This window comes from Chryseobacterium sp. MIQD13, assembly GCF_050496705.1.
Taxonomy (GTDB): domain Bacteria; phylum Bacteroidota; class Bacteroidia; order Flavobacteriales; family Weeksellaceae; genus Chryseobacterium.
Genome location: NZ_JBNWAF010000004.1, coordinates 314,465 through 340,627 on the forward strand (window position 1 = coordinate 314,465; position 26,163 = coordinate 340,627).

General features: G+C 36.4%; 18 protein-coding genes. 9 read left to right on the top strand and 9 right to left on the bottom strand.

The window, feature by feature from the left end:
- Positions 1-71: 71 nt before the first annotated feature.
- Both ACQWU4_RS18410 and radA read right to left on the bottom strand, forming a co-directional pair.
- Positions 72-668, bottom strand: coding sequence for an ACP phosphodiesterase (locus ACQWU4_RS18410; protein WP_429937207.1), 597 nt, complete (start codon positions 666-668; stop codon positions 72-74).
- Between the two features lie 54 nt (positions 669-722).
- Positions 723-2,072, bottom strand: a complete 1,350-nt coding sequence (radA, locus tag ACQWU4_RS18415) for a DNA repair protein RadA (protein ID WP_429937208.1) — start codon at positions 2,070-2,072, stop codon at positions 723-725.
- Between the two features lie 55 nt (positions 2,073-2,127).
- Here radA and ACQWU4_RS18420 point away from each other — a divergent pair, with 55 nt between their 5' ends.
- Complete coding sequence (locus ACQWU4_RS18420) at positions 2,128-2,538, top strand: hypothetical protein (RefSeq protein WP_429937209.1); 411 nt, start codon at positions 2,128-2,130, stop codon at positions 2,536-2,538.
- A 72-nt stretch (positions 2,539-2,610) separates the two neighbouring features.
- A complete protein-coding gene (locus tag ACQWU4_RS18425; protein ID WP_429937210.1) occupies positions 2,611-3,180 on the top strand; it encodes a YceI family protein in 570 nt (189 codons plus the stop codon).
- Positions 3,181-3,363: 183 nt separating this feature from the next.
- Here ACQWU4_RS18425 and ACQWU4_RS18430 read toward each other — a convergent pair whose 3' ends face one another.
- The 6 genes from ACQWU4_RS18430 to ACQWU4_RS18455 all read right to left on the bottom strand — a co-directional run bounded on the left by ACQWU4_RS18430 (position 3,364) and on the right by ACQWU4_RS18455 (position 9,648).
- Entirely contained in the window at positions 3,364-5,067 is a 1,704-nt protein-coding gene (locus tag ACQWU4_RS18430; protein ID WP_429937211.1) for a bifunctional alpha/beta hydrolase/class I SAM-dependent methyltransferase, read from the bottom strand.
- A gap of 3 nt (positions 5,068-5,070) precedes the next feature.
- Positions 5,071-6,441, bottom strand: coding sequence for a phosphatase PAP2 family protein (locus tag ACQWU4_RS18435; RefSeq protein ID WP_429937212.1), 1,371 nt, complete (start codon positions 6,439-6,441; stop codon positions 5,071-5,073).
- Entirely contained in the window at positions 6,348-7,109 is a 762-nt protein-coding gene (locus ACQWU4_RS18440; RefSeq protein ID WP_429937213.1) for an SDR family NAD(P)-dependent oxidoreductase, read from the bottom strand. The genes ACQWU4_RS18435 and ACQWU4_RS18440 overlap by 94 nt, the downstream gene beginning before the upstream one ends.
- 101 nt (positions 7,110-7,210) lie before the next feature.
- Positions 7,211-8,248, bottom strand: a complete 1,038-nt coding sequence (locus ACQWU4_RS18445) for a patatin-like phospholipase family protein (protein WP_429937214.1) — start codon at positions 8,246-8,248, stop codon at positions 7,211-7,213.
- A 4-nt stretch (positions 8,249-8,252) separates the two neighbouring features.
- Entirely contained in the window at positions 8,253-9,056 is an 804-nt protein-coding gene (locus ACQWU4_RS18450) for a phosphatidate cytidylyltransferase (protein ID WP_429937215.1), read from the bottom strand.
- Positions 9,046-9,648 carry a CDP-alcohol phosphatidyltransferase family protein gene (locus tag ACQWU4_RS18455; RefSeq protein WP_429937216.1) on the bottom strand — a complete coding sequence of 201 codons (603 nt, stop codon included), beginning with the start codon at positions 9,646-9,648 and terminating at the stop codon, positions 9,046-9,048. Before ACQWU4_RS18455 ends, ACQWU4_RS18450 begins: the two co-directional genes overlap by 11 nt.
- A 152-nt stretch (positions 9,649-9,800) precedes the next feature.
- On the opposite strand from ACQWU4_RS18455, the gene ACQWU4_RS18460 reads away from it, so the two are divergent.
- The gene (locus ACQWU4_RS18460; protein WP_429937217.1) at positions 9,801-11,408 is read left to right on the top strand and encodes a CTP synthase; all 1,608 of its coding nucleotides are present in this window, start codon (positions 9,801-9,803) and stop codon (positions 11,406-11,408) included.
- A 178-nt stretch (positions 11,409-11,586) separates the two neighbouring features.
- Entirely contained in the window at positions 11,587-13,383 is a 1,797-nt protein-coding gene (gene yidC, locus ACQWU4_RS18465) for a membrane protein insertase YidC (protein ID WP_429937218.1), read from the top strand.
- Between the two features lie 427 nt (positions 13,384-13,810).
- Here yidC and ACQWU4_RS18470 read toward each other — a convergent pair whose 3' ends face one another.
- Positions 13,811-14,395 carry a ribonuclease HII gene (locus ACQWU4_RS18470; RefSeq protein ID WP_429937219.1) on the bottom strand — a complete coding sequence of 195 codons (585 nt, stop codon included), beginning with the start codon at positions 14,393-14,395 and terminating at the stop codon, positions 13,811-13,813.
- A 313-nt stretch (positions 14,396-14,708) separates the two neighbouring features.
- Between ACQWU4_RS18470 and ACQWU4_RS18475 the strand changes: the two genes are divergently transcribed.
- The 5 genes from ACQWU4_RS18475 to argS all read left to right on the top strand — a co-directional run bounded on the left by ACQWU4_RS18475 (position 14,709) and on the right by argS (position 26,154).
- Positions 14,709-17,702, top strand: coding sequence for a SusC/RagA family TonB-linked outer membrane protein (locus ACQWU4_RS18475; protein ID WP_429937220.1), 2,994 nt, complete (start codon positions 14,709-14,711; stop codon positions 17,700-17,702).
- 10 nt (positions 17,703-17,712) lie between these two features.
- Complete coding sequence (locus tag ACQWU4_RS18480) at positions 17,713-19,341, top strand: SusD/RagB family nutrient-binding outer membrane lipoprotein (RefSeq protein ID WP_429937221.1); 1,629 nt, start codon at positions 17,713-17,715, stop codon at positions 19,339-19,341.
- 419 nt (positions 19,342-19,760) lie between these two features.
- On the top strand, positions 19,761-22,688 hold the full coding sequence (locus ACQWU4_RS18485) for a SusC/RagA family TonB-linked outer membrane protein (RefSeq protein ID WP_429937222.1): 2,928 nt from the start codon (positions 19,761-19,763) through the stop codon (positions 22,686-22,688).
- A 42-nt stretch (positions 22,689-22,730) separates the two neighbouring features.
- The gene (locus ACQWU4_RS18490; RefSeq protein WP_429937223.1) at positions 22,731-24,263 is read left to right on the top strand and encodes a SusD/RagB family nutrient-binding outer membrane lipoprotein; all 1,533 of its coding nucleotides are present in this window, start codon (positions 22,731-22,733) and stop codon (positions 24,261-24,263) included.
- Between the two features lie 130 nt (positions 24,264-24,393).
- Positions 24,394-26,154: an arginine--tRNA ligase gene (gene argS / locus ACQWU4_RS18495; RefSeq protein ID WP_429937224.1), complete on the top strand. Its 1,761-nt coding sequence runs from the start codon at positions 24,394-24,396 to the stop codon at positions 26,152-26,154.
- The last annotated feature ends 9 nt before the right edge of the window (positions 26,155-26,163 follow it).

Consider the following 26,163-nt stretch of genomic DNA (forward strand, 5'->3'; position numbering starts at 1 on the left):
ACTACATTGAAAGGAGTAGATTCTAACAACACAAATTGTTAAAAAACACTTACAGGAGACGTAGGTGTTTTTTATTTATGGTCCAGTTGAATCATTGTATTGATACCTTTTGCGTGAGTGAGAAGATCAGGAAAAAAATCGTTGTAACACTCCTGAAGAAAAAGTTTGTTTTCCAGAAAAGCTTCAAAAACAGGAATGTCCGGGTTCAGGTATTTTGCTTTATTGAGAACATTTCGCATACTGAATTTGATACCCCAGTCTTCACGGTAATTATACAACCAGTCATCTTCCTCCATCTTAACCAGCATTTTTTTGAAATTCTCAGGAAGCCATTGTTCATGCTCGTGCAATACTCTGTATACATGTAATGAATGGGCTTTCCATTCAGCCAGAGAATGCAGAGACAGATCCGTGGCTACAAAGTAATCCATGGCGACATCCACAAAAGCACCGGCATAAAGCCTTACCAAAGGAGAAAATACCTTTTTGGCTTCATGAATAGCGGGGTGGGAATCTGTAAATGTATCAACTGCCCTGTGCATGGTAATACCATCCTGAATCTCTTTCGGAAAAGAATAACGGTCTTTGTTACGGATAAAATCTTCAAGAAACTGCCCTACGATCTGGCCGTCCGAAAAAGTAAGAAAAGAATGGGCTAAATAATTCATAGATTAAAGGTATAAATTATATATGAATGAGTAAGCCCATATTTAATAATGCAATTAAAAAATCCTTTCGTGGAAATCCTCAATTTTGCTTACCTCCTCAATCTTAATTCCAAATTTCCTTTTCGGAATTTTATTAAGGTTTGAAACAAATATTTTTTCATAACCTAATTTCTCAGCTTCCGTAATTCTCTGTTCTACCTGAGCGATAGGACGGATTTCTCCGCTTAATCCAATCTCTCCCGCAAAACAGAAATGTTCAGAAATGGCAATATCTTCATTGGAAGACAGAATAGAAGCTACCACGGCAAGATCTAATGCCGGATCATCCGTTTTGATGCCTCCCGTAATATTTAAAAAGACATCTTTAGCACCAAGCTGGAAGCCTGCACGCTTTTCCAGAACAGCCAGCAGCATATTCAGTCTTTTCGCATCGAATCCGGTAGAGCTTCTCTGCGGGGTACCATAAACAGCGGTACTTACCAATGCCTGAATTTCCAGAAGCATGGGACGGTTCCCCTCGAGAGTTACTGCTACAGAGTTTCCTGAAAGCTCCTCAAACTTTTTGGTGATCAGAATCTCGGAAGGATTTCTGATCTCTTTTAAACCTTGGGAAATCATTTCATAGATACCGATCTCGGAAGTAGAACCAAAGCGGTTTTTATTGGCTCTGAGCAGTCTGAAAAGATGATTCCTGTCTCCATCGAAATTTAAAACCACATCTACCATATGTTCCAGAACTTTCGGTCCGGCAATCTGGCCATCTTTAGTAATATGACCTACCAGAAAAACGGGTGTATTATTCTCTTTTGCAAATTTTATAATCTCATTGGAACATTCCCTGATCTGGGAAACAGTACCAGGTGAACTTTCTATCAGTTGGGACTGAAGCGTCTGGATGGAATCGATGATCATGAAATCCGGTTCCAGTTTTTTGGCTTCGTGAAGGATTTTTTCCAATGAAGTTTCAGTGAAAAGAAAACAGTTTGGGTTTTGAACGTCTGTCAATCTGTCTGCTCTCATCTTAATCTGTGAGGCACTTTCCTCTCCGGAAACATAGAAAACCTTTTTCTTCATCTTTAGGGCCAGCTGAAGAAGAAGTGTGGATTTCCCGATTCCGGGCTCTCCTCCGATCAGGGTTACGGAACCCAGTACAATTCCGCCGCCTAAAACACGGTTAAGTTCTTCGGAAGGAGTTTTTATTCTCGGTTCCTCGCTGGTCTCAACTTCAATAATGTTGATGACGTGCTGTTTTGATTTTGAAAAAGGGGGAGTTTTGGATGAGGTTTTCTCAACCACTTCCTCTACAAGAGTATTCCATTCTCCACAGTTTTTGCATTGCCCCATCCATTGAGAGTATTGGGTTCCGCAGTTTTGACAGAAATATGCTGTTTTCAGTTTTGCCATACTGCGAAGTTAAAAAAAATGAATGTCCTTTCAGAATTTTAATTAATTTTCAAACATGAAAAATATTCTTCTGAAAAGTCTGGCTGTATTTGTTGTGATGAGTTTTCTCAACACTCAGCTTGCCTATTGGAGCGGAGAATTCCTTAAGTTGCCCGGCGGTCAGTTTGGAATGCTTTCAACGGCTGTTCTTGTCGGATCTTTGATTATTACTGTAATTGGTTTGATAACCATATTAATATTCAGGAGAGGTTATGATACTCTATGGAAAATGGCTGTTTTATTTGAAATTCTTTATCTCTTAATGCTGATGCTGTCTGGGGCAGGTCCTTTTGCTTATTTTACGGAGAGTACAGATAGTCATCTTATAGATTTACTTTTGTATATAAATTCAATAGTGATTTTTCTTATTGTATGTCTTTTTGATATCATTTATTCCAGAATAATTTCAGCCAAGATTAAAAACTAACATACATCAATACTGCATATCGTTTTATAACATATCTTTACTCAAATTAAAAAAATATAAAAATATACTACTATGAAAAAAGTATTTTTATCCTTCGTATTCATGCTGTTAAGCATTCTTGGTTTCGCACAAACCGAATGGGCGGTAGATCCTATGCATTCTTCGGTAAACTTTAATATCAAGCATATGGGTATTAATTTTGTACAGGGACGATTTGATGCATTCAAAGGAAGAGTAACTGCTGAAGGAGCCAATTTGGATAATGCCGTTTTTGATTTTGGAGTAGAAGTAAATTCTATTAACACAGGTGTAGAGATGAGAGATAAGCACCTTAAAAGTGCTGATTTCTTTGATGTAGATAAATATCCGGCAATGAGCTTTCACAGTACTTCTATCACCAAGGATAAAAATAATTCCTACATATTGAAAGGGACCATGAAAATTAAGGAAACTATAAAGGAAATCAGTGTTCCGGTAACATTTGGAGGTATCACTAAAAACCAGCAGGGAAAAGAAGTGATGGGCTTTCAGGCAAAGTTTACGGTTAACCGTCTAGATTATGGAATTAAATATGACCCAACGGGTGCCGGTGTAGCAAAGGACGTAGAAGTAAGTTTATTCTTTGAGTTAGTAAAACAATAGTTCTATAAATAACCTAGTTAAAAAGGTTTCCCAATCACTTGAGAAACCTTTTTGTTTTTATTAAACTGTTCTGGAACAGCAGTCCTTATTTTTTTATCTCTCGCAGATTTAGCAGATCAGGCAGATTAATTATAACGCAAACATCTGCGTCATCTGCTAAATCTGCGAGAGATAAATATATTTTTACAAAGCCTGAAAATTTACCCTCCCCGAAGAAACAGTAAAGATACCATAATCATCAATCAGCATATTTTCTTTCTGTACACCACTGCATTTCAGTACCCTGTCAAGTTCCTTCTGTGAACGCCTCCTCATGATCCAGTCTTTATTCTGATGATTATTCAAAACATAAGCAATCATTTTCAGTTGCGGATGCCAAGGTTGTCCGGTATAAACTACAAAAGAATTTTTCTCGGAAATGGAAGCCGCTCCTTTAACAGCCTTTGCCGCCATTTCATTATCTCCGAAAAGTTCCAGTATTCCTGAGATAATAGTAATATTTGGCTCAAAATCAAGTTTTTTATAAGTTTCAGGATCAAAACAGTCAAAATTGGTAAAACGGATTTTTTGGTAATTTTTATCCTTAATAACTTTTTCTCCGATTTCAATATTGGCTTTTACAAATTCATTGATAACGATCTCGGCTTCGGGATATTTCTCTTTGACATCAAACAAATAATTCCCTGTTCCGCCTGCGATATCAAGAATTTTAATTTTCCGGCCTTCCTGTTTCAGCTTTTGAATATTCTGCTCCAAAAGCTGGATCAGATGTACCTTGCGGATACGGATTCCTTTCCAGCCAATGGCGTTGAGGTAATTTTTATCCATCATTTTTCCAAAACCCAGCTTCCCTTTCGGCTGGTTCTGATAGACATAATGAAGTGAAGCTCCCGAATCAAAGCCGTATTTCAGGCCGATAGCCATTCCGTTGCTTATTTTTCCGATGCTGTTGAGTGAAAATTTCTGAAGCTTAAAATTCAGATTGTTTCCGATATTATTCTGAAGGTCTTCATATTCTTTTACCGAAAAACGGTCAGGATGAAGAGAAGCCGCTTTATGTGTCCTGCTGAAACATTTTTCCGCAAAGTCAGCTACCTTATCATATACTTTGTCTTTTCCGGTATCAAACAGAATCCCATGGAAAAAACCGGGCAGGACTTCGTATTTTTTCAGATCTGTATCAAGTTTGTCATAAAAGGTTTTCGGTTCCTTATTAAATACGACATGATCTTTTTCCGCAGCGAGAATCAAGGTTGGAGTGTCAATAGCTTCGGCATCTTCTACCAGACGTTTTCCGGCTTTTGCCAGATCAATAAGAAGTTCGGCGTCTATGGATCTTGTGATCAGAGGGTCGGTATCATAAGCTTTCTGCTGTTCCGGATCGTGGGTTAGCATAGTCGACTTCACGTAGCTTTTGATGATCAGACCTTTTTTCAGTTTTGTTCCGAGAGTGATCATTTCATTGGCCAGCGGAACAATAAGGTTGATTTTGAAAGCGGGAGCCAGCAAAGCCATTCCTGCAATATCAGGTGCGAAGTCATGAGCCCACGCCGAAGCAACAACGCCTCCGATACTGTTAGCCAGAACGAAAATATCTGAAATATTCACATTATATTTTGAATCTAAAAATTTAGAAAAAGAATCGAGATCCCTAACATAATCCATGAAAACGGAAGAAGTTTTTGTCTCTGTATGTCCATGTCCACGGAGATCAAAAGCAAAAATATTGTACTTCGAAAACTGTGGGGATTGTGCAATGTCATTCAGTCTTTCGGAATGCTCATGGCCTCTGTGGATAATGATGATACTTTTCTGCTGAGGCTGGTAATTCCATTCACGGTAGAAAATAGTACTACCGTCAAAACTCTTAAAATGTCCGTTGTTCATAGTTTAAATTTTTTTCAAAAAATCCTTCAGATAAGGATGGAGTACTGCATTTTTATTAATGCTCTTCATGGTTTCTGCTGCATCGTCTACAGGTAAAGATAGAATATTTTTCATTACCAAAATACCTATCACAGAGCTTCTTGCAAAGCCCATTGTGCAATGGATGAATATTTTTCCGTCTGCCGGAAGTTTTTTATAGTTTTCCGTGATTTCTGTAATAAGTTTTTTTGTCTCATTCATATCAAAAGTTCCAATATCAAGAAAGGGAACTGAATGATATGACGTTTTCTGTCTTAATTCCTGTATTTCTTCAATTTCTGCTGAAAGGTCATATACTAAAACAGGGTTGTTGGTTTGGAAATAATGTAAATCTTCAGAACCTGGCCTTGATGAAATGTAAATGCGGGGTAAAATCTCTAAAGGTTTCCTGTTTTTCCGTAAAAACTTCCAGAACAGCCAATAAATGATCAGGTAAGGCATATAAAAGGACTTTTTCGCCAATGAAATCCTTCCGTTTTTGTCTTTTAAAAAATGAGTGTGATTTTTTTGATAATGATATCCGATGATCATTGACATTAATGCCGGCCAGAGCAAAATAAGCCAGAGATGATCAGAAAATCTGTTCAAAAGAATTGAAACCGAAGCCAGGATCCAGCCAAACAGGAAATAGAAATTGGCAACATGAAAATTTCTGTATTGAAAATCGTATTTCCGGTATGGGAAAAGGATAAAACTGATATGAGCAAGAACAATTCCGGAAAGAATATCAATAAAATGATGCTGGTAAGTCGTCAGTGTAGAGATTCCCAGCAAAATAAGCCATATCATTAAAAAGGTCCGGAATTTTTTAAAGTTCCTGAAAACCGTCCAGAAAATAAAAGCATAAGCAATATGAAGCGACGGAGACTGGTTGAAAGGCGAGTCAAATATTTTTAAAAATAGAAAAGAATACTTTAAAACAGAATCATCAGTATTGGGTTTTGGCAAAGAAAACCGCAATGGAAACATAATGAAACACAGGGCTGCTGCTACAGTAACAAAAAGCATTCTCCGGGTTAAAATTTTTAGCTGTTCTTTATCCTTACACTGGAAAAATACTGAACAGAAAAAAATACCGCTGGTCATATACGGAATCATGCTCCAGGGCAGAAACGGAACATGTTTTTCAAAATCAAATACAAATGACGGGATTTTTTCAGCCCTTGAGGTATACCACGCTGCAGAATTGTAGACAATCATGAATACAATGGCACACAGAACAAAAGAATAAAATTGCTGTTTTATGGTCGGTCGTCTTTCATCCATTTGGCTTTCCTGAACATAATTATATTTAATAGGGAAGAAGGAAGTAAGGATAACGATCTCATCATCCACTTCATTTTTTTTGGAAAAATAATCAGTTTTTCCCGGTTTTCAATGGCAGCAGAAATTGTGCTTACAGCAGTTTCAACATTCGTAAGAAATGGCTTTTTGCTCAGATCATTATTGTTGAGCTGACGCAGCTTTTCGGTATCTACATATCCGGGAGCGATTGCCGTTACAGAAATTCCGAAAGGTTTCAGGGCGCGGCGGTATGCATCAGCGATCTGAATTACAGACCGTTTTGTTTTGGTATAAAGGCTTGAATTTTCGTATTCCAAAATTCCGGAAACAGAAGCAATGACGGCAATACTGCCTGTTTTCTGTCCTTTCATAACCTTTCTTGCCGTTTCAAAACAATTGACTGTTCCCAAAATGTTGGTTTGGAGCATTTCTTCTGCTTCTTCGTAAGAAATTTTTCCTGCAACATCTTCAGCATAGCTTCCTGCACAGTTAATAAAAATATCAAGACTGTTTTTACCGGCTGTAAATGATTGTATGGCAATGGCAATAGAATCTGTATCACAAACGTCTGCCTGAAATGTTTCTAAATGATCAGGACGGTTTTCAGGAATCTTTTCCGGATTTCTTCCACAGATTCCTACACGATATCCTTTTTCGAGATAATGCTGTGCAAGAGCATATCCAATACCGGAAGTTCCGCCTGCTATAAAAACATTCATGAGATGGTTATAATTTTCAATTTTATGTAAAAATAGATTTTAAAACTGAAAGTCGGATGGTTGGCTGAATTTTTATCGCCCGCAAAAGAAACAAAAGTTTTTCATCTGCGGATAGATTTCATGGTTTGATTAAAGCCATATTGCCACTGCATTTCCATATCTTCTGCAAACTGGCTGTATGTTTTCGGAAAAGAAAAACCAATCTCAAATTTTCCCCAGTTGATGCTCTTTTTAAGATAGTGTCCTTTCAAAGCCTGCTTAATATCTGTTGTATCAATCTGGAAATTCACTGGAATTTTTTCAATCTCTGAAAGCCGTTCATTACCGCTGAAGCCGAGTACGGAACGGACAAATGCTTCTTCAACAGGACTGTAAGACTGTTTTTTCTCAATAATAATCTCCTCAGCAAGATGTTGGGCCAGTTCAGTTGGAACAAGATCAATGGCTCCTCCGGCAAAATAAGTTTCCTGAAGAAGTACGGGTTCTACATAAAACATATCGGAAACAGAAATGCGGGCACTTTCAAGTAAAGAAAGATTGGTTTTTATTGCTGGAAGTTTTTCTACAGCACTGTTTAAGAGATTTTCAGACTGAATTATGACCTGTTCCGGATCAATTTTTTCAGCAGTTTCCGGATCAGTTAAAATAACTTTCCTGTACAGTTTCCTGCCGTTTCTTTGCAGTCCTGTTTCTTTTGGGCCAAAAAGTATCTCTGAACCGATGATCAATGTTGAAATTTCTTTTGAAAACTGGGCATTTTTCAAAGTAGGGAAAACTTCGGATAAATTTTGTGGCATTTCGACCAGATATCTGCCAAAGACATCTTCTATATAAGGAGCATTTCTTTTATCCAGCAGTTTTTTTAAAGAGAAAAGGCCAATCCGGGAAAGTTTTTTATGCTTTGTTAAAACCGTTCCTGATACAAACCGGAAATATTCTTCTGATTTCAGGTATTCCTTTCGGGAAATACTGTCAGGAAAAGCATTGATGACAGCTGCCGCAAATGCTCCTCCACATGAAGCGATGAGTACATCCGGTTTCATATCCATTTCTTCCAGAGCGGCAAACATACCGAGATAGACCATCATTCTGGTTCCGCCACCTGAAAATAAAACAGCTCTTTTAAATTTTTCACCCATGATCTTACATTTTTACAAGAATAAAAAGTATCCAGAAAAAAATGGGAGCATTAAAGATCAGGCTGTCCACTCTGTCTAACAGGCCACCGTGACCGGGAAGAAGGGTTCCTGTATCTTTTACATCAGCTTTTCTTTTTAAATAAGACATAAAGACGTCACCAATAAATCCTGAAACTCCAAGAATGATTCCTAAGAGAGTATTGACCAAAATATCTGTTTTTAGTAAGAAAAAGCCTAAAATATTACTTAGTAGTACAGTAAGAAAAACTCCCCCTATAAATCCTTCTAAAGTCTTATTAGGACTGATTTTGGGTGTGATTTTGTGTTTCCCGAAAAATTTGCCCATCAGATATTGAAAAACATCATTCAATTCTGTTACCACGACAATGAAAATAATGGAATTCAGTCCGGAAACCATTTCTCTGATGAAGAAAAGATGTGGAAAAGCAAAAAGGCAAACCAGCAAAGCGATGATAATTCCGTAGAGTTGTTTTACAGAAGCTTTTAAGAAAACGAAATATAATAATATGGCGGCAGAGAAAACAAAACTAAAGATAAAGTAGTTTTCAATACCGAAAAAATGTAACTGGAAAAATTGCGTGATCCCCAATAGTAAAGATGGGATAATGCGGTTTGAATTGATTTTAAATAGTCTCAAAAACTCAAAAAAACACTGAAAGCTGATCCATGACACAAAAATTTTCATGATCAAAGGATGTGATATTCCCACTGCAAAAACGATAATGATGTAGATCCATGTTTTTACCCGTAGCGGGACATCTGCAAATTTATTTTCTTCAGGCTTCATGCAGGGATTTCTTTAGTCGGGTATAAGTGCTTATAGCCAGAAGAATAATGATAATACTAAAAATATATATTGATATTCCTGAAATACTGGCTCCGAAAAATACAGTTAAACCATAAATTCCAAGGATCAGGGCACGGTCGCTTTTCCCCATCGGGCCATCGTAGCGGCGTTCTTTTCCGATAACTTTTCCTATCAGCCCTGCAAATTCATTGATGATACTTAAAACAATAAAAGTAACAATCAGGTAGACGCTTTCCGGCTGGAATTTAAGCAATGGAAAAAAGATAATCACATCGGAAACAATATCTCCAACTTCATTTAAGACTTCTCCCAATCTGCTGGTCTGGTCGAATTTTCTGGCCATCATTCCATCCAGAGCGTTCAGTGCCATTCTTAAAAGCAGTCCTATGGGAAGACTCAGGAAAAACCATTTTGAAAGATCTGCGTTCCAGAATAAAATTCCAATAATAACGGACAGCAAAATAGAGCTTATGGTGATCTGGTTGGCTGTGACTCTGTTCTTATGCAGAAATAATAAAACCGGAGTAAGCAGCTGCTGAAACTTTGGTTTTAATTTATATACCGAAATCATGATGGTTATAGCTTTTTGTCATTGTGTCTATCAAATATAGATAAAATTTTTAATCGGAATTTATAATTGATGCGGGAAGGTTTTTCCGTTTTCAAAATGTAAAAAATTGCTTTGTATCTCTTTTTCCCCTAACTTTGCACAAACCTAATCTAATGAGTAAAAAGAATACAAAGTACATCTTTGTGACAGGAGGTGTAACTTCATCTTTGGGAAAAGGAATCGTGTCTGCTTCTCTGGGACTTTTGTTAAAATCACGCGGTTTTAACGTAACGATCCAAAAACTGGATCCTTATATCAACATCGACCCGGGAACACTGAATCCATATGAACACGGAGAATGCTATGTAACCGAAGATGGTGCAGAAACGGATCTGGATTTAGGTCACTACGAGCGTTATCTGGATGCTCCTACTTCCCAAAACAACAACGTTACTACAGGGAAAATCTACCAAACAGTTATTGAAAAGGAAAGAAAAGGAGATTTTCTTGGAAAAACGGTTCAGGTAATTCCTCATATCACCAACGAGATCAAACGCAGAATCAAAATGCTTTCCAAGCAGAACTACGATATCATCATCACTGAGATCGGTGGAACTGTAGGGGATATTGAATCTCTTCCATACATCGAGACGGTACGTCAGTTGAAATGGGAGCTTGGTGAGAAAAACTCTATGGTAATTCACCTGACACTTCTTCCTTATCTTGCTTCAAGCGGTGAACTGAAAACGAAACCATCACAGCACTCCGTTCGTCAGTTAATGGAAAGCGGAATTATGGCGGATGTCCTGGTTTGCAGAACAGAGCATAAGATCCCTAAAGATCAGAGAGCAAAACTGGCTCAGTTCTGTAACGTTCCTCTGGATAATGTAATTGAATGTAAAGATCTTGAAACGATCTATGAAGTTCCTATTTACCTTCAGAAACAGAATTTTGACGATGTTGTACTAAAAGGTTTAGACCTTAAAAGTGATAAAGAAGCTGATATTAAAGAATGGAAAAATTTCCTTAAAAAATTCCAGAATCCTAAGAAGACCGTAGAAATAGCTTTGGTTGGAAAATATATCTCTCTTCAGGATTCTTATATTTCTATTGCCGAAGCATTCAAACATGCCGGTGCCGATCTTGAAACAGAAGTGAAAGTAAGATGGGTATACAGCGGAGATATTACAGCGGAAAACATTAAAGACACTTTAAAAGGTGTTAACGGTATTCTCGTAGCTCCCGGATTTGGAGACCGAGGAATTGAAGGAAAAGTTCTTACTGCGCAATATGCGAGAGAAAATAAAATTCCGATGCTGGGAATCTGTCTGGGAATGCAGATCATGACAATTGAATTTGCTAGAAATGTTCTCGGACATACCAAAGCGAATTCAATGGAATTTGATACGGCAACCCCGGATCCTGTGATCTCATTAATGGAAGAGCAGAAAAATATTGTAGACAAAGGAGGTACAATGCGTCTTGGAGCATGGAAATGTTCTTTGAAAAACAATTCAAAACTATCCGAAATCTACGGAAGCAAAAACATTTCCGAAAGACACCGTCACCGTTATGAGTTTAACAGTGATTACCTTCAGGAATTTGAAAAGAACGGCTTCCTGGCAACAGGTACCAATCCTGAAACAGGTCTTGTAGAGGCTCTCGAGCTTCCTGATCATCCGTTCTATGTAGGAGTGCAGTACCACCCTGAATACAAAAGTACAGTAGCAACGCCGCACCCTCTTTTCAGAGCTTTTATCAAGGCTTGCGAAAAGAAATAAGGTAATTATCTACCATAAACGTCTTATCTAAACTCAGGCTGATTATTCTCAGCTTGAGTTTATTATATAGTAACATGGTAATGCATAGAGTTTTGATAAAAAAACAGTATTTTTGTCAGCTCAAAAAGTATAACATGGTTATGCTTCGTTAAATTTAAAATTTTAATATAAAAATAAAATGCAACAAAACAACGGAATCGATAAAAGTCAAATGATCAGTTTTGCGGTTTTATGTTTGGTTCTTTTCGGATTCATGTTCTATTTTCAGAACAAGCAGTCGAAAGAAGAGCAGGTAAAAGCTCAGGAGCAAAAAGTCGAGCAGGTGAAAAATGCTATAAAACAGACTCAGGCAAGCAATATCAATCCAAATGTAACTCCTGGTTCAATTCAGACAGCCAGTCTGGCCAACAAAGAATTGAATGTTGAATTCTCAAGCCTGGGAGGGCAGGTTTCTAAAGTACAACTTGCAGAATATAAAGCATATGATCATAAAACGGATAAAGCAGATCTTCCGCTTTACCTGATTGATAAAAAGAATTCCAACTACGGTTTTCAGTTTAAAGATAAAACAGGAAAGGTAATTAATACTAAAGACTTAGTTTTTACACCCTCTGTTAATGGAAATGCTGTAACGATGACAGCCAATTATAATAGTGCTGTTATTCAGTTTGTTTATACGTTGCTTCCGAAATATACACTGGATTTTAAAGTAAGAACAAAAGGACTTGCTGCTATTACTGCGGATAATAAAGCAGACTTTATCTGGGATTACAGTGTAAGAAACTTGGAAAAGGGTAGAGCGCAGGAACAGTCTCACTCAGAATTCTCTTATGCTTTCAATAATTATAAAGATTATGATTATGATGGAAGAACAGAAATGAATGAAGAGAAGGAAACGCTTAACTGGATTGGTGTAAAACAGCAGTTCTTCTCTTCTGTAATTGAAGCTAAAAATGGTTTCACACAGAGTAAAGGAAGTCAGGAAGCGATTGAGGAAGGTGAGTACCTGAAGAAGCTTAATTTTGAAGGATTTGTGCAAATGACCGGAAGTGAGCTTAATCAGGATTTTACATGGTATTTTATGCCACTTGATTTACCTCTGTTAAAATCTTACGATAAAAACTTTGACGAAATCTTACCATTAGGATGGTCTCTTATTGGATGGATGAACCGTGGGTTCTTCATGCCAATGTATAATTTTATTGCCAGCTGGGGACTTACAGCAGGTTGGGTTATTTTCTTAATGACAATTATTGTGAAACTGATCTTATCACCGATCATGTATAAGCAGCATAAACTAAGTGCAATGATGAAGGTGATCCGTCCTGAAATTGACGAAGTGAATGCTAAACTGAAAGATGCAGACCCAATGAAGAAACAGCAGGCTACCATGGAAATCTACCGAAAAGCAGGTGTGAACCAAATGGCGGGATGTCTTCCGGCGCTGGTTCAGATTCCGATTTTCTATGCCTTATTCCGTTTCTTCCCGAACTTTATTGATCTTAGAGGACAGGGGTTCTGGTTTGCGAAAGATTTGACGGCTTATGATGATTTGATCAAGCTTCCTTTTAAAGTGCCTTTCCTTGGAGATCATTTAAGTGTTTTTGCATTGGCATGTACAATTGTAATCCTGATTTATACGGTAATGACTTCTGGAAATATGCAGCAGCCTCAACAGGAAGGAATGCCTAACATGAAAGTGTTAATGTATATTTTCCCGATTACGTTCCTGTTCTTCCTGAATACATCAGCATCCGGTCTTTCATGGTATTATTTTGTTTCCAATGCGATTAACATTCTGATTATTCTTGTTATTAAGTACTGGATACTGGATGAAAAGAAAATCCATGCACAGATTCAGGCCAATAAAGAAAAGCCGAAAGCAGAAGGTAAGTTCCAGAAAAGAATGAGAGAAATGATGGAGAAAGCTCAGGATCAACAGAAGATGCAGGAGCAGCAAAGAAAGAAAAAGTAGATGATATTATATAAAAAAGAGAAGCAAATTTTGCTTCTCTTTTTTGTTTTTTTAGTTACACGGTTTTGGGACGGGTTGATCCATATGTGGACATACTGTATCACAAGGACAAATTTGTCCACCCATAATTTGTTTTAACTGGCTTTTGCTAATTAATTTAGCATTTTTGATTTTTGTAATGTTTTTCATGTTTTAATATTGAGATTGTTTTTATATTTCTTGAAAAATAACAAGAATTATATGATGTTTGTAATTCAAATATAGATAAAATATCTATTCCAACTGTTTTTATTTGAATTTTTTCAAATATATTTTCTAAGGAAGGGCTGGAAGTAAGGATTAAGATTGATAAAAGATATTATAATAAATAAAAGAGAAGCAAATTTTGCTTCTCTTTTATTTATTTTGAGTCCGTTGGAAGATTTATTTAATCATATTTCAATCTGAATGACTGTCTGTGATGTTTTGTCGGACCGTATTTTATTAAGGCTTGTTGATGAGCTTTTGTTGCGTAGCCAAAGTTAGTGTTCCAGCTGTATTGTGGAAATTCTTCATGAAGTTCGATCATTAATCTGTCTCTGTAATTTTTGGCCAGAATAGAAGCGGCTGCAATGGAGAGTACTTTTGAATCTCCTTTTATAATGCACTGATAGGGAATATAATTGTATGGATGAAATTTATTTCCATCTACTAAAATTAATTCAGGAATTATTGTGAGTTGATCTAAAGCACGGTGCATAGCATGAATACTTGCATTAAGGATGTTGTGCTCATCAATGAAAGCGGGAGGTAGCTCGGCGATAGCGTAGTTTTTTACATTATCTTTTATGTAGCTATCAAGTTCCATTCTTGTTTTGAATGTCAGCTTTTTGGAATCATTAACCAGATTTTGCTTAAAACTATCATCCAAAATAACAGCTGCAGCCACTACCGGCCCACTAAGGCATCCTCTTCCCACTTCGTCACATCCAGCCTCGATGTAGTGATCTGTCCATTTTTGCAATAAATCCATATTATTATTTCTATCAAATCATAAAATAACCGTAAAATTAGCGAAAATTATATTTTAGTGTAATGTTTGTATTTTTAAACATTTTTGAATATTAATAAATATATTGCTTCCATTTGACACAATGGCTGTATTGTATGTAATTAAGGGCTTTTGAGTTCTTTTAAATTATATGTGTTTTTTATTGGGGTATTTGTAAGTATTTGGCTTATTATGGCTATTCTTGTTGTGGAATTAAATATTTTTAACGAAATATTTGGTAATTTTAAGAAAGTTTCACATATTTGCAATCAATAAAAAAATAATCAATTTAAATATGAAGAAATTAACGACTAGTGTTTTAGTGGTAGTTCTATCTTCAACTTTTGCGTTAGCAAGTGGACAGGAAAGAGATACTGTTAAAACGACGGAGATTGGTGAGGTAATTATGACCGGAGCCATGAACAGAAAAATGAAGCTGGATGCTCAGACTTCAACGGCAGCTGTTATCGGGAAAGATAAACTTACTCAGGCAGGTGCTCCCAATGCTGTTGCTGCGTTAGCAAGTAAGGTTCCTGGTCTTACAATTAATAAAACGAACAGTAGTATTGATGGTACTTATGATATCAAGATTAGAGGTACAAGAACCCTAACAGGAAGTACTGCTCCTTTGATCGTTATTGATGGTGTAATTTCTAATATGACAATTTTCCAGTCTTTACCGGCTGATATGATTGAATCTACAACAACCTTATTAGGTCTTCAAGGGGCTGCTCTTTACGGGTCTCAGGGGGTAAACGGTGCAATTATTGTTACCACTAAAAAAGGAAGCGGAAACAGAAAACCTAGAATTAGCTTTAATAGTAATGTTGAATTTGATAATGTAGCCTTCACTCCGAAGAGACAGCAGAAATACGGTCAAGGATGGTATGGAGATAGAATTCACGTGGAGAATGGGTCATGGGGGCCTGCTTTTTCTGATCCTGCATATGCTGGTCAGCAATTAGCTATAGGGGTGCCTTTCTATGATGTAAATGGAGATGGCTTTATTTTTGTAAATTCAGATGGAGATGTGCCTGCACAGGATGCAGCAGCATCAATTTTTGCACCATATGCTGCAAGAAGTAAAGATAATGCCAAGGAGTTTTTCCAGACAGGTCTTAATTTTAACAATACATTGACTATTACAGGGGGAAGCGAAGGTGCATACGCCGGATTGTCAATTAACCGTCAGGACAGAGAATTCATTGTTGCTGATGATAAATTAAAGAAAACTTCCGTAATGTTTAACGGGGGATTCAAGTTGGGAAGACTTACTTTAGATGGAACTGTTACTTATATCAACAGGTCTATTTCTACAACAACTGCGGATCTTTATACGAACCTGCTTCAGTCTTCTCCTGAAATTCCAATTACACAATTCGAAAGTAGCCCGCACCCTTATGCATGGACTATGTATTATCAGAATCCTTATTGGACAATCAAAAATATTAGAAACAACTCTAAAGTTGATATGTTGAATGGTACAATTTCATTAGGATATAAAATAAATGACCATATTTCCTTAGTTAATACAGGATCGGCTCAAATTACTTCAACAGATGTTCTGAATTATAATAATGGTTATTCTGCAGCCAATGCAAGACCATTAGTTAGTAATATAAACAGAATTGGAGTACTGAATGCAATTACTTCAAGTTTATCGCAGTCTAATGCAATTTCCAGATACTTCTATAATGATTTAATGGCTAATTTTAATTATGACTTTACGAAAGATATTAATTTTAAATTGACATTAGGATATAACGTTCAGCAGACTGAATCTAAAACTACTTCCGTAGGCGGTACAGGGATTAAAATTCCTGGAATTTATCAGTACTGGAACCTGTCGAATCTGACAATTCCATATAACTTGAATAACAGAAGATTTATAGATAACAAGTATGCATTCTTTGCGAATATGGACATTTCTTATAAAGATTATTTATTTGTAAATGGTACTGCTCGTTATGAAAATACATCTAAACTTCGTCATAATGATGTGAACGTTGCGAGTAATTCGGATTACTTCTATTATTCTGGAGGGGTGTCATTTATGCCTTTGAAAGCATTTAATGTTGAAAGCGACATTTTAAGCAGAATGGTTGTAAAAGCATCTTATACAAGAGTAGGTAATGACCCGGTAACTATCTTTGGTATTGAAGATACAGTGGTTTTAGGAACAGGATATCCGTTCAGTTCATCATTACCACTAAGTTTTGTTAATAACCAGACTCCTACAGACACTAACATCAGACCGGAAATAGTAACCAGTAACGATGTGAGCTTAGGACTAGGATTCCTTAAAAACAGAATTACCCTAGATGCAAGTTTTTATATCCAGACTACAAAAGACCTTATTACTAACCAGACTACTTCTTCCGCATCAGGATTGAGATTTACTCCGGTGAATATTGGAGATATTCGAAATAAGGGGATGGAGGTTACTTTAGGAGCTACACCAATTAAAGGTAATGACTTCTCTTGGGATTTTAATTTAGCTTGGTCTATCAACAGAACAAAAGTAATTGAACTGGCTAATGGACAGGACGAAGTAAACCTTTCTACTGGAGGGTATGCGGGAATCTATGCTGTTAAAGGACAGGAATTCCCTATGTTGAAGGCTACAGCATATATGAGAGATGAGCAGGGTAGAATTATCATCAACCCGGATAATGGTAACCCATATATTACTAATAACTATGTGAACTTTGGTCGTGTAACGCCAAACTATACATTGGCATTTAACACGAACTTTAAATATAAAAATTTCGGACTGTATGCAGTATTGGAATATAGAAATGGAGGTAAAATCTATTCTGGTGCTATGCAGGGGCTTGCTTTCAGCGGAAGCTTAGAGCAGTCAGCTGAATATGACAGAACTCAAGGGGGATATATTATTCCAAACTCTGTATATTTGAATTCTGCAGGGCAGTACGTTGAAAACACTTCAATCAAATCTGGAGGAGAAACTTATGCTGACTTACCGGATTATTACGGAAGTGTATATTCAAGAATCGGAGAGAACTTTATTATGAGTGGTACTGCATTCAGAGTTAGAGAATTAGGTCTTTCTTATGCGCTAAGCTCTGAAACAGCAAGATCTATTGGTTTAACAGGGTTGAGTTTCAGTGTGTATGCAAGAAACCCATTCTATAAGTTCGCGAAAGAAAACAAAGGTTACGCAGATCCTGAAGCATCATTTACTACGGGAAATATTTCAGGTATTTCTAACTCTAACCAATATCCATCAACAAGAACAGTAGGTTTCACTACTACAATTAATTTTTAAATAAATCATAATGAAAAAGATATTAATACCTATTTTAGGAATGACAACGCTGCTGTTTTTCAATTCATGTAGCGATGATTTCTTAGATGTTAATAAAAACGTAAACGAAGCATATACCAATCAGGTAACGCCTAAAGATAGGCTTGGTGCGGCGGAATCTGTTATTTTCAGAACACAGGCCAATACCATGAATAGATTTGGGAACCTGATGATGAACGCATGGGCCGGGAATATCTATTATTATGCATCTCCTTATGGTGATGAATTCAGAATGAGAGCAGATTCTCAGTTCTACAGTAATATTTGGGATAATCTTTACTTAGGACTAGCTAACTTTCAAAGTATTATTGACGCTCCTGATGCGGCAAAATATCCTCACCATGTAGCGGTAGCTAAAATTATGAAAGCCTATTACATGCAGACGATTGTAGATCTTTATAATGATGCTCCATATTCGGAGGCATTTAAAGGCCAGGCTAACAAAAATCCTAAATATGATAAAGCTAAGGATATCTATAAGAGTCTTATGGCGGAATTAAACCAGGCGCGTACATTAATCCAGCAAACTCCGGATGGAGCAATCTATACACTTGCTTTTAATGAGGATCCTATTTTCCAGGGGTCTAGTGCTACGCAGGATCTTGCAAGTTGGAGAACTTTCTGGACTCAGATGGCTAATACTGTGAAGTTGAAAATGTTAGTAAGGCTTTCTAAATGTACAGATGCGGAAGTACTAGCTTGGAGAAATGCTGAATTGCAAAGTATGGCATCACTTACAGGTAATTTGGCTAATTTTATCAATGCAGATGTTAAAATTCAGCCAGGATACACTGGTGCTACTACGGATCAAAGAAATCCATTCTATAATACATATGGAAGAATAGATATTAGTTCGGGTGAGATTGCTGCAGGTTTCAGACAAACATTTGCATCAGAACATATAATAAATACATTGACAGGTCAAACACCTTTAACATCTGGAGTTGTTGATGGAAGACTTCCTAGATTGTTTGTAGGTCAAGGAATGGGTTCTGCTACTACTAGTGTGGCCGGTTATGTTGGGCAGGTTCAAGGAGGAAGTAAAGAAGAAGGAATGACGGAAGGTGATTTTGCTACCTTAGGTTTGTTCATGTCTTTTGCTCAATCATCAACACAGGCTAATACTTTTGCTGCCCTTCCGGGACTTGTATTAACTTTGGGTGAAGTTAGATTCTTACAGGCTGAGGCTTCGGTTGTATATCCTACTACTATGGCATTTAATGGCCAGACATCATTTAACGATGGGGTTACTCAATCGTTCCTGACATTGGGAGCTTCTGCTGCATCTGCTACTAGTTATCTTAATAATATAGCAGCGAAACCAGGATTGAGCTGGAATGCTACTGCTAATAAAATTGAAGCTATTCAGTATCAGAAGTGGATTGGATTGACAAATATTAATCCTACTGAAACGTATATCAGTTATACTAAAACTGGATTCCCTCAGTTGCCAATGCCACTGGGATCTTATTATCCATCTAGACCTAAGAGGTTGATGTACGCACAATCTGAATATATTTCCAATACTGCGAATGTACCTAACCCAAGTATTGATGAAATGTATTCTGTTAATGCTTATTCTCCGTTCTGGTTGAAATAAATTTAACAAATTTTTAATATATTTTTATTACCGCCTTCGGGCGGTTTTTTTATTTAATAGCCTTTAGCTCTCGCTAAAAGGGGTGAAAAATATTATATGCATAGCATTGTATTTTATTTTGATTAAATATCTAATTGTCATTGTAATGTGACTAATTCATTTGATAATCAGTTTGTTATTGTTGTATTTTGTTAATATTTGATATAGAAATTATCAATTAAAATGATTTATATTTTTACGAAATAAAATATTAAATAAATGTTTAGATTTTGTTAATTCCTTTTTTTTTAACTTAATTTAATAATTTTTGCGATAATTTCATTGAAAATAAATGAATAATTGATATTTTTTTAAGATTTTGTTTTGTATTTTTAAGAAAGTTTTACAAATTTGTACAGGATACAAAATTAAAATTTGATATGAAGAAACTAACAATGAGTCTTCTTGTTGTAGTATTGTCTTCTTCTGTTGCTATTGTAAAGGCACAGCAAAAGAAAAATGATACAACTACTCAGACTAAGGAGATTGAGGGTGTAGTGGTTACTGCACTAGGTATTAAGAGAGAAAAAAAGGCTCTTGGATATGCATCTCAAGAAATTAAGGGGGATCTAATTTCCGATGCAGGGCAAACAAATGCTGTAAGTGCATTATCAGGAAATGTTGCAGGGGTTCAGGTTACAGCACCTTCTTCTATGGGGGGATCTACAAGGATTACAATGAGGGGGATCAGCTCGGTTACGGGTGAAAACCGCCCATTAATTGTTGTAGATGGAGTTCCTTTGGATAATTCAAATGTTAACAGTATTGATACTCAAAGAGGAGCTGGGGGTAGAGACTATGGTGATGCAACATTTGATATCAACCCGGATGATATTGAGAGCGTAACGGTTTTGAAGGGAGGACCTGCTGCGGCTTTATATGGATATAGAGCAGGAAACGGAGCAATAATCTATACTACAAAATCAGCTAAAAAAGGTAGAACAGAAATCCAGCTTAATACTGGAGTATCTTTTGAATCTATCTACATCAGACCCAAATTACAAAATCAATATGGTGGAGGTTTAGAGTCTACTTTACCTACTGCTACAATCAATGGACAGACTTATAATATTACTGACTTTGGAACTGACGAAAGCTGGGGACCAAAATATGATCCGAACTTATATTATTTAGGTTGGGACTCTTTTGATCCTGAGTTTCCAAATGAGTATATGAAGCTAAAGAAATGGGTAGCTCCTACAAAAGATGTTGATGACTTCTTCAGAATAGGAACTACTTACACAAATAACTTTTCAGTTTCCAAGTCATTTGAAAATACCAATGTAAGATTATCTTATACCAATACTAAAATCAATGGTGTTGTTCCAAATTCAGAGATCAAAAAAGATAATTTTAGTTTAAATGTTAATACCAAACTATCTGATAGATTAAAAGCAGATGCAGTTTTCAATTATGTACACACTGCAGGATTTAACAGACCAGAACAAGGATATGGAGATAATTCCGTTGCACAGAAATTTTATCAATGGGGGCAAAGACAGCTTGATTTTGCAGAATTAAAAAATTATAAGCTGCCTAACGGTATGCAGAGATCATGGAACAGAACTGCATGGGATAATGGAACACCAAACTTTTCAGATAATCCATACTGGACTATTTATGAGAATACTTCAGATGATAATAGACACAGATTCTTTGGAAATGCTGGATTAACTTATGATATATCTAAAAAGGTATATGTTGCCGGAAAAGTATATGGAGATACTTATTCTCAGACCATTACTTCAAGAGTAGCAATTGGATCAGCAGCTTTGCCTGAATACAATATTCAAAAAAGAAATAATTCTGAATTTAACTATGAAGGTAGAATTCACTATAATGACAACTTCGGGGATTTTAGCTTAAATACATTTGCCGGATTTAATATCATGGACCGTAAATGGGATGTATTGAATGGAAATTCTGTTGGAGGTTTAATTATACCAGGATTATACAATCTATCTAATAGTGTTGAACCTGCACAATCTTCAAATGTATCCAATCATTTAGGCGTACGAAGTTTATTTGCTTCAGCTTCATTGGGATATAAAGACTTTTTATTTTTAGAAGCTACAGGTAGAAATGACTGGTTCTCTATGTTAAATGATGATCAGTTCTATCCGTCAGTTACAGGAAGTTTTGTGTTCTCTAAAGTATTAAAAACAAACTGGTTATCTTTCGGTAAATTAAGAGCAGGTTGGTCAAGAATCGCTGGTGGTTCAAATCCGTATGTAAGAGGAACTTATGCAACTATTGGAACTCCATTTGGTGGAAGCCCGGTATACTCTATGCCAGCAACCAATGGTGAGCCTGCAATTCGTCCAGAATTAAAGACAACTAAAGAAATTGGTTTGGAGGCAAGCTTCTTCAAAAATAGATTTGGATTTGATGTTACCTACTATGATGTAAAAACAACTGATCTGATTATTCCATTACCTGTTGATCCTTCTACAGGATATGGATTCAAGACCATAAATGCTGGGGAAATGACCAATAAAGGGTTGGAAGCAATGGTAAATGTTACACCAATTAAAAGCGATGATTTCTCGTGGGATATTACTTGGAACTTTACAAAAAATAAAAATAAACTTGTTGAGCTACAGGGAAATTTACAAAATTATATTTTGACAAATGCTCCGTTTAGAGTACAGCTTGCTGCTCAGGTAGGATATTCATATGGTGTAATCTTAGGAACTGATTTTGTATATGATGCAAATGGGAATAAGATTGTAGATGAGAATGGTTTCTATAAAGCATCTGAAATTAAGCCTTTAGGATCTGTACTTCCTGATTATAATATGGGATTCAGAAACTCATTTAAGTATAAGAACTTTGCATTATCATTCCTAATTGATATTCAGAAAGGAGGTAAATATTTCTCAACTACACACATGTGGGGTATGTATTCAGGGATGCTTGAAGAAACTGCTCTTGGAGGAAACAGGGAGGCTGGAGTTATCCTTCCGGGTGTAAAAGAAGATGGTACAGCAAACGATATATTATTGGATGCACCAACATGGGGAGGAACTTATTATAGTACAGTGGATGCACAAAATGTTTTTGATGCGAGCTATATTAAATTAAGAGATCTTACAATTTCTTACGATTTACCGAAATCAATTATAGGTAATTCTCTTCAAGGAATAAGAATATCTGCTTTTGGTAGAAACCTGTTTGCTTGGAACCTTGCTTTCAAAGGTGTTGATCCTGAAAATACGGCGTATGGATCTGGTAATATTCAAGGGTTAGAAGGAGGTTCATTGCCTTCTACGAGAATGTACGGAATTAATGTAAACTTTAAATTTTAAATCACAATGAAAAAGATATTTTCAATATTAACATTGGCAGGTTTGTCTCTAGTACTTAATAGTTGCGCAGATAAATTTGACGAAATCGATACAAACCCAAACTCGACTGAGAATCCTTTACCAACAGGCTTGTTTAATAGTGCCAATAAAGAATATGTAGATTATACAAGAGATGGTTGGGTGTCTGGAAGAATGATGTTACCTTGGGTACAATATTCTGCTCAGAGACAATATACAGAAGAGGACAGATATCAATATAGGCTTACTACTGGTACTCAGCTATGGACTAGATCTTATTATGTTGCTCAGGATTATAAGAAAATTATCGATCTTAATACAGATCCTGCTACAGCAGCACAAATGTCGAACTATGGAGCCAATGTAAACCAGATTGCAGCTGCAAGAATTATGTTATCTTATGTGTTCTTGAATTTGGCTGATGCTTTTGGTGATATCCCTTATTATTCTTACGGGAATAAAGATGCCGATTTTCAGGCTCTTAATGTAAATGAGAATCTGCAGCCTAAATTTGCCAGCCAGCAAAAAGTTTATGCAGATATTATGAAGGAGCTTAAAGAAGCTGCAGCAATGATTGATGTGACCAAGGATGTTTTAACAAGTGGTGATCAACTGTTTGGTAATGATCCTGAAAAACTGAAAAAGTTTGCTAATTCATTAAGATTAAGAGTTGCAACAAGAGTTAAAGGTGTAGTTGCTGGAGCTGAAGCTCATATTACAGATGCTATAGCTTCCGGAGTAATGACTTCTAATGATGATACAGTTGGATTAACTTATGAGAATAACCTAATTAATCCTTCTCCTTTCTTCTTAACTTATCAGACAAGATCAGACTTTGCAATTTCTAAAACTTTTGTACAATTATTGAAAGGTCAGGCTGGAAATTTTGGTGAAGATCCTAGAATTTTCAAGTATGCATCTCCTACATCTGTAAAAATTGGAAACATCAGAAACCAGACTATGGTAGAAGCAACCAGTGCAAGTCAAATTGCTGGTATGCCTTATGGTGTACCTAGTACATTAGCTGCTAGCCAGGCTGCCTCATCAAGTTTCTTTGGTGCAAGTGTTTTAAAGCCTGCTTATACAGAAGTATTTATGGAATATGCTGAAGTTGAATTTTTATTGGCAGAGGCTAATGGCTGGTCACAAACTAATTATGCGAAAGGAGTTAGGGCTTCTATGGAAAGATGGAATGTTCCTACTGATAAAATTGATACATTTGTGGCAGCTCTACCAGCTGCAAGTAAAGCGAATGTTTTAACACAGAAGTATGTCTCATTATTCATGCAGCCTAATGAAGCTTGGGCAGAATATAGAAGAACAGGTTATCCTAACCACCTATTATTGCCTGGACAAACAGCAAATCTTAATGTGCCGTCAGCAAGTGGTCAGACAACTTATACATTTACCTCTCTTATTGCTGGGTTAAATGATTTGCCTACAAGAATTTTCTATCCAACAACCGTTCAGACATTAAATACTGCCAATTATCAGGCAGCAGCTACTGCTATCGGAGGAGATAAAATGGATACAAAGCTTATCTGGGATAATAACTAGTAGTATTTTAACAACATTCATATCAAAAACCGCCTTCGGGCGGTTTTTTTATTTCCGTATATTTGTATCTCAGAATTTGAGATGAAATCAGGCTGTTCCATATAGCCCTTTAAAAAGTAATAATATACACATGAGTATTAAAGATAGTATAGAGAAGAAACTTTCAGAGGTTATTTTAAATGTTTATCAGTTAAAAGACATCAATCTGGAGGTTCAGGAAAATAAAACGGAATTTGAAGGTGATTTTACCATAGTTACATTTCCATTGGTAAGACAGTTGAAGAAAAACCCGGAAAGTATAGGTGTTGAACTAGGAGAAGCCTTAACGGAGCAGTCTGATCTGTTCGAAAGTTTTAATGTAGTAAAAGGTTTCCTTAACGTTAAAGTACAGAATCAATTATTTGTGGATAATTTCAGATCCGTAAGCAATGATTTTGATACAATTGAAAAGAAAAATTCTACTGTAATGGTGGAATATTCTTCACCCAATACCAACAAGCCACTTCATCTGGGGCACATAAGAAATAACTTATTGGGATTCTCTGTGGCTCAGATCTTGAAAGAGGCAGGTTATGATGTGATCAAAACACAGATTATCAACGACAGAGGAATTCATATCTGTAAATCTATGCTGGCCTGGGAAAAATTCGGACATGGAGAAACTCCGGAAACCACGAATACAAAAGGAGATAAGTTTGTGGGAAATTATTACGTAGAATTCGATAAAAACTACAAAAAAGAAATTGCAGAGCTTGTAGGGCAGGGAGTAGAAGAAGAGCAGGCTAAAAAAGATGCCCCGTTGATCAAAGAAGCTCAGAAGATGCTTTTAGACTGGGAAAACGGAGATCAGAAAGTAAGAGACCTTTGGAACGAAATGAATTCATGGGTTTATAAAGGTTTCAATGAAACGTATAAAAGACTTGGAGTAGACTTCGATCAGGTTCAGTACGAAAGCAATACCTATATTTTAGGAAAAGATCTTATTCAGGAAGGTCTTGATAAAGGTATTCTTTATCAGAAAGAAGATGGCTCCGTATGGTGTGATCTTACTGATGAAGGACTTGACCAAAAACTTTTGCTTCGTTCAGACGGAACCTCAGTATATATGACCCAGGATTTGGGAACGGCGGTAGAGCGTTTTAAAGATAACAATATTCAAAAGCTGATCTATACGGTTGGAAACGAGCAGGATTATCACTTCCAGGTTTTATTTAAAATCATGAAAAAACTTGGATATTCTTGGGCAGATCAGTTGTTCCACCTTTCTTACGGAATGGTTGAGCTTCCTGAAGGAAAAATGAAATCCCGTGAAGGAACCGTAGTGGATGCTGATGATCTGATGGCAGAAATGCATGAAACAGCAAAATCAAAAGCCATAGAACAAGGGAAACTTGAAGGTCTTTCAGAAGAGGCAAAAGTAGCTTCTTACGAAATCATTGGAATGGGTGCATTGAAATACTTCATGCTGAAAGTGGATCCTAAGAAGAAAATGCTGTTCAATCCGGCGGAAAGTATTGAATTTAACGGAAATACAGGACCGTTTATTCAATATACTTATGCACGTACACAGTCATTGCTGGCAAAAGCAGATTATCAGTATAAAGAAGTTTCAGATGTTGTTCTGAACGAATTTGAAAAAGAATTGATTATGCTATTAGCCAATTACAAAACCATTGTAGAAAGAGCAGCGGAAGCATTAAGCCCTGCATTGGTTGCAAACTATGTTTATGACCTGGCTAAATCTTATAATTCATTCTACCAGAGCAATATTATTCTGAAGCTTGAAGACGAAAATTTAAAACAATTCCGTTTGAATCTTTCAGATCTTACGGCAAAGACGATCAGAAAATCATTAGCGCTTCTCGGTATAGGAACCGTAGACAGAATGTAAAATATAAAA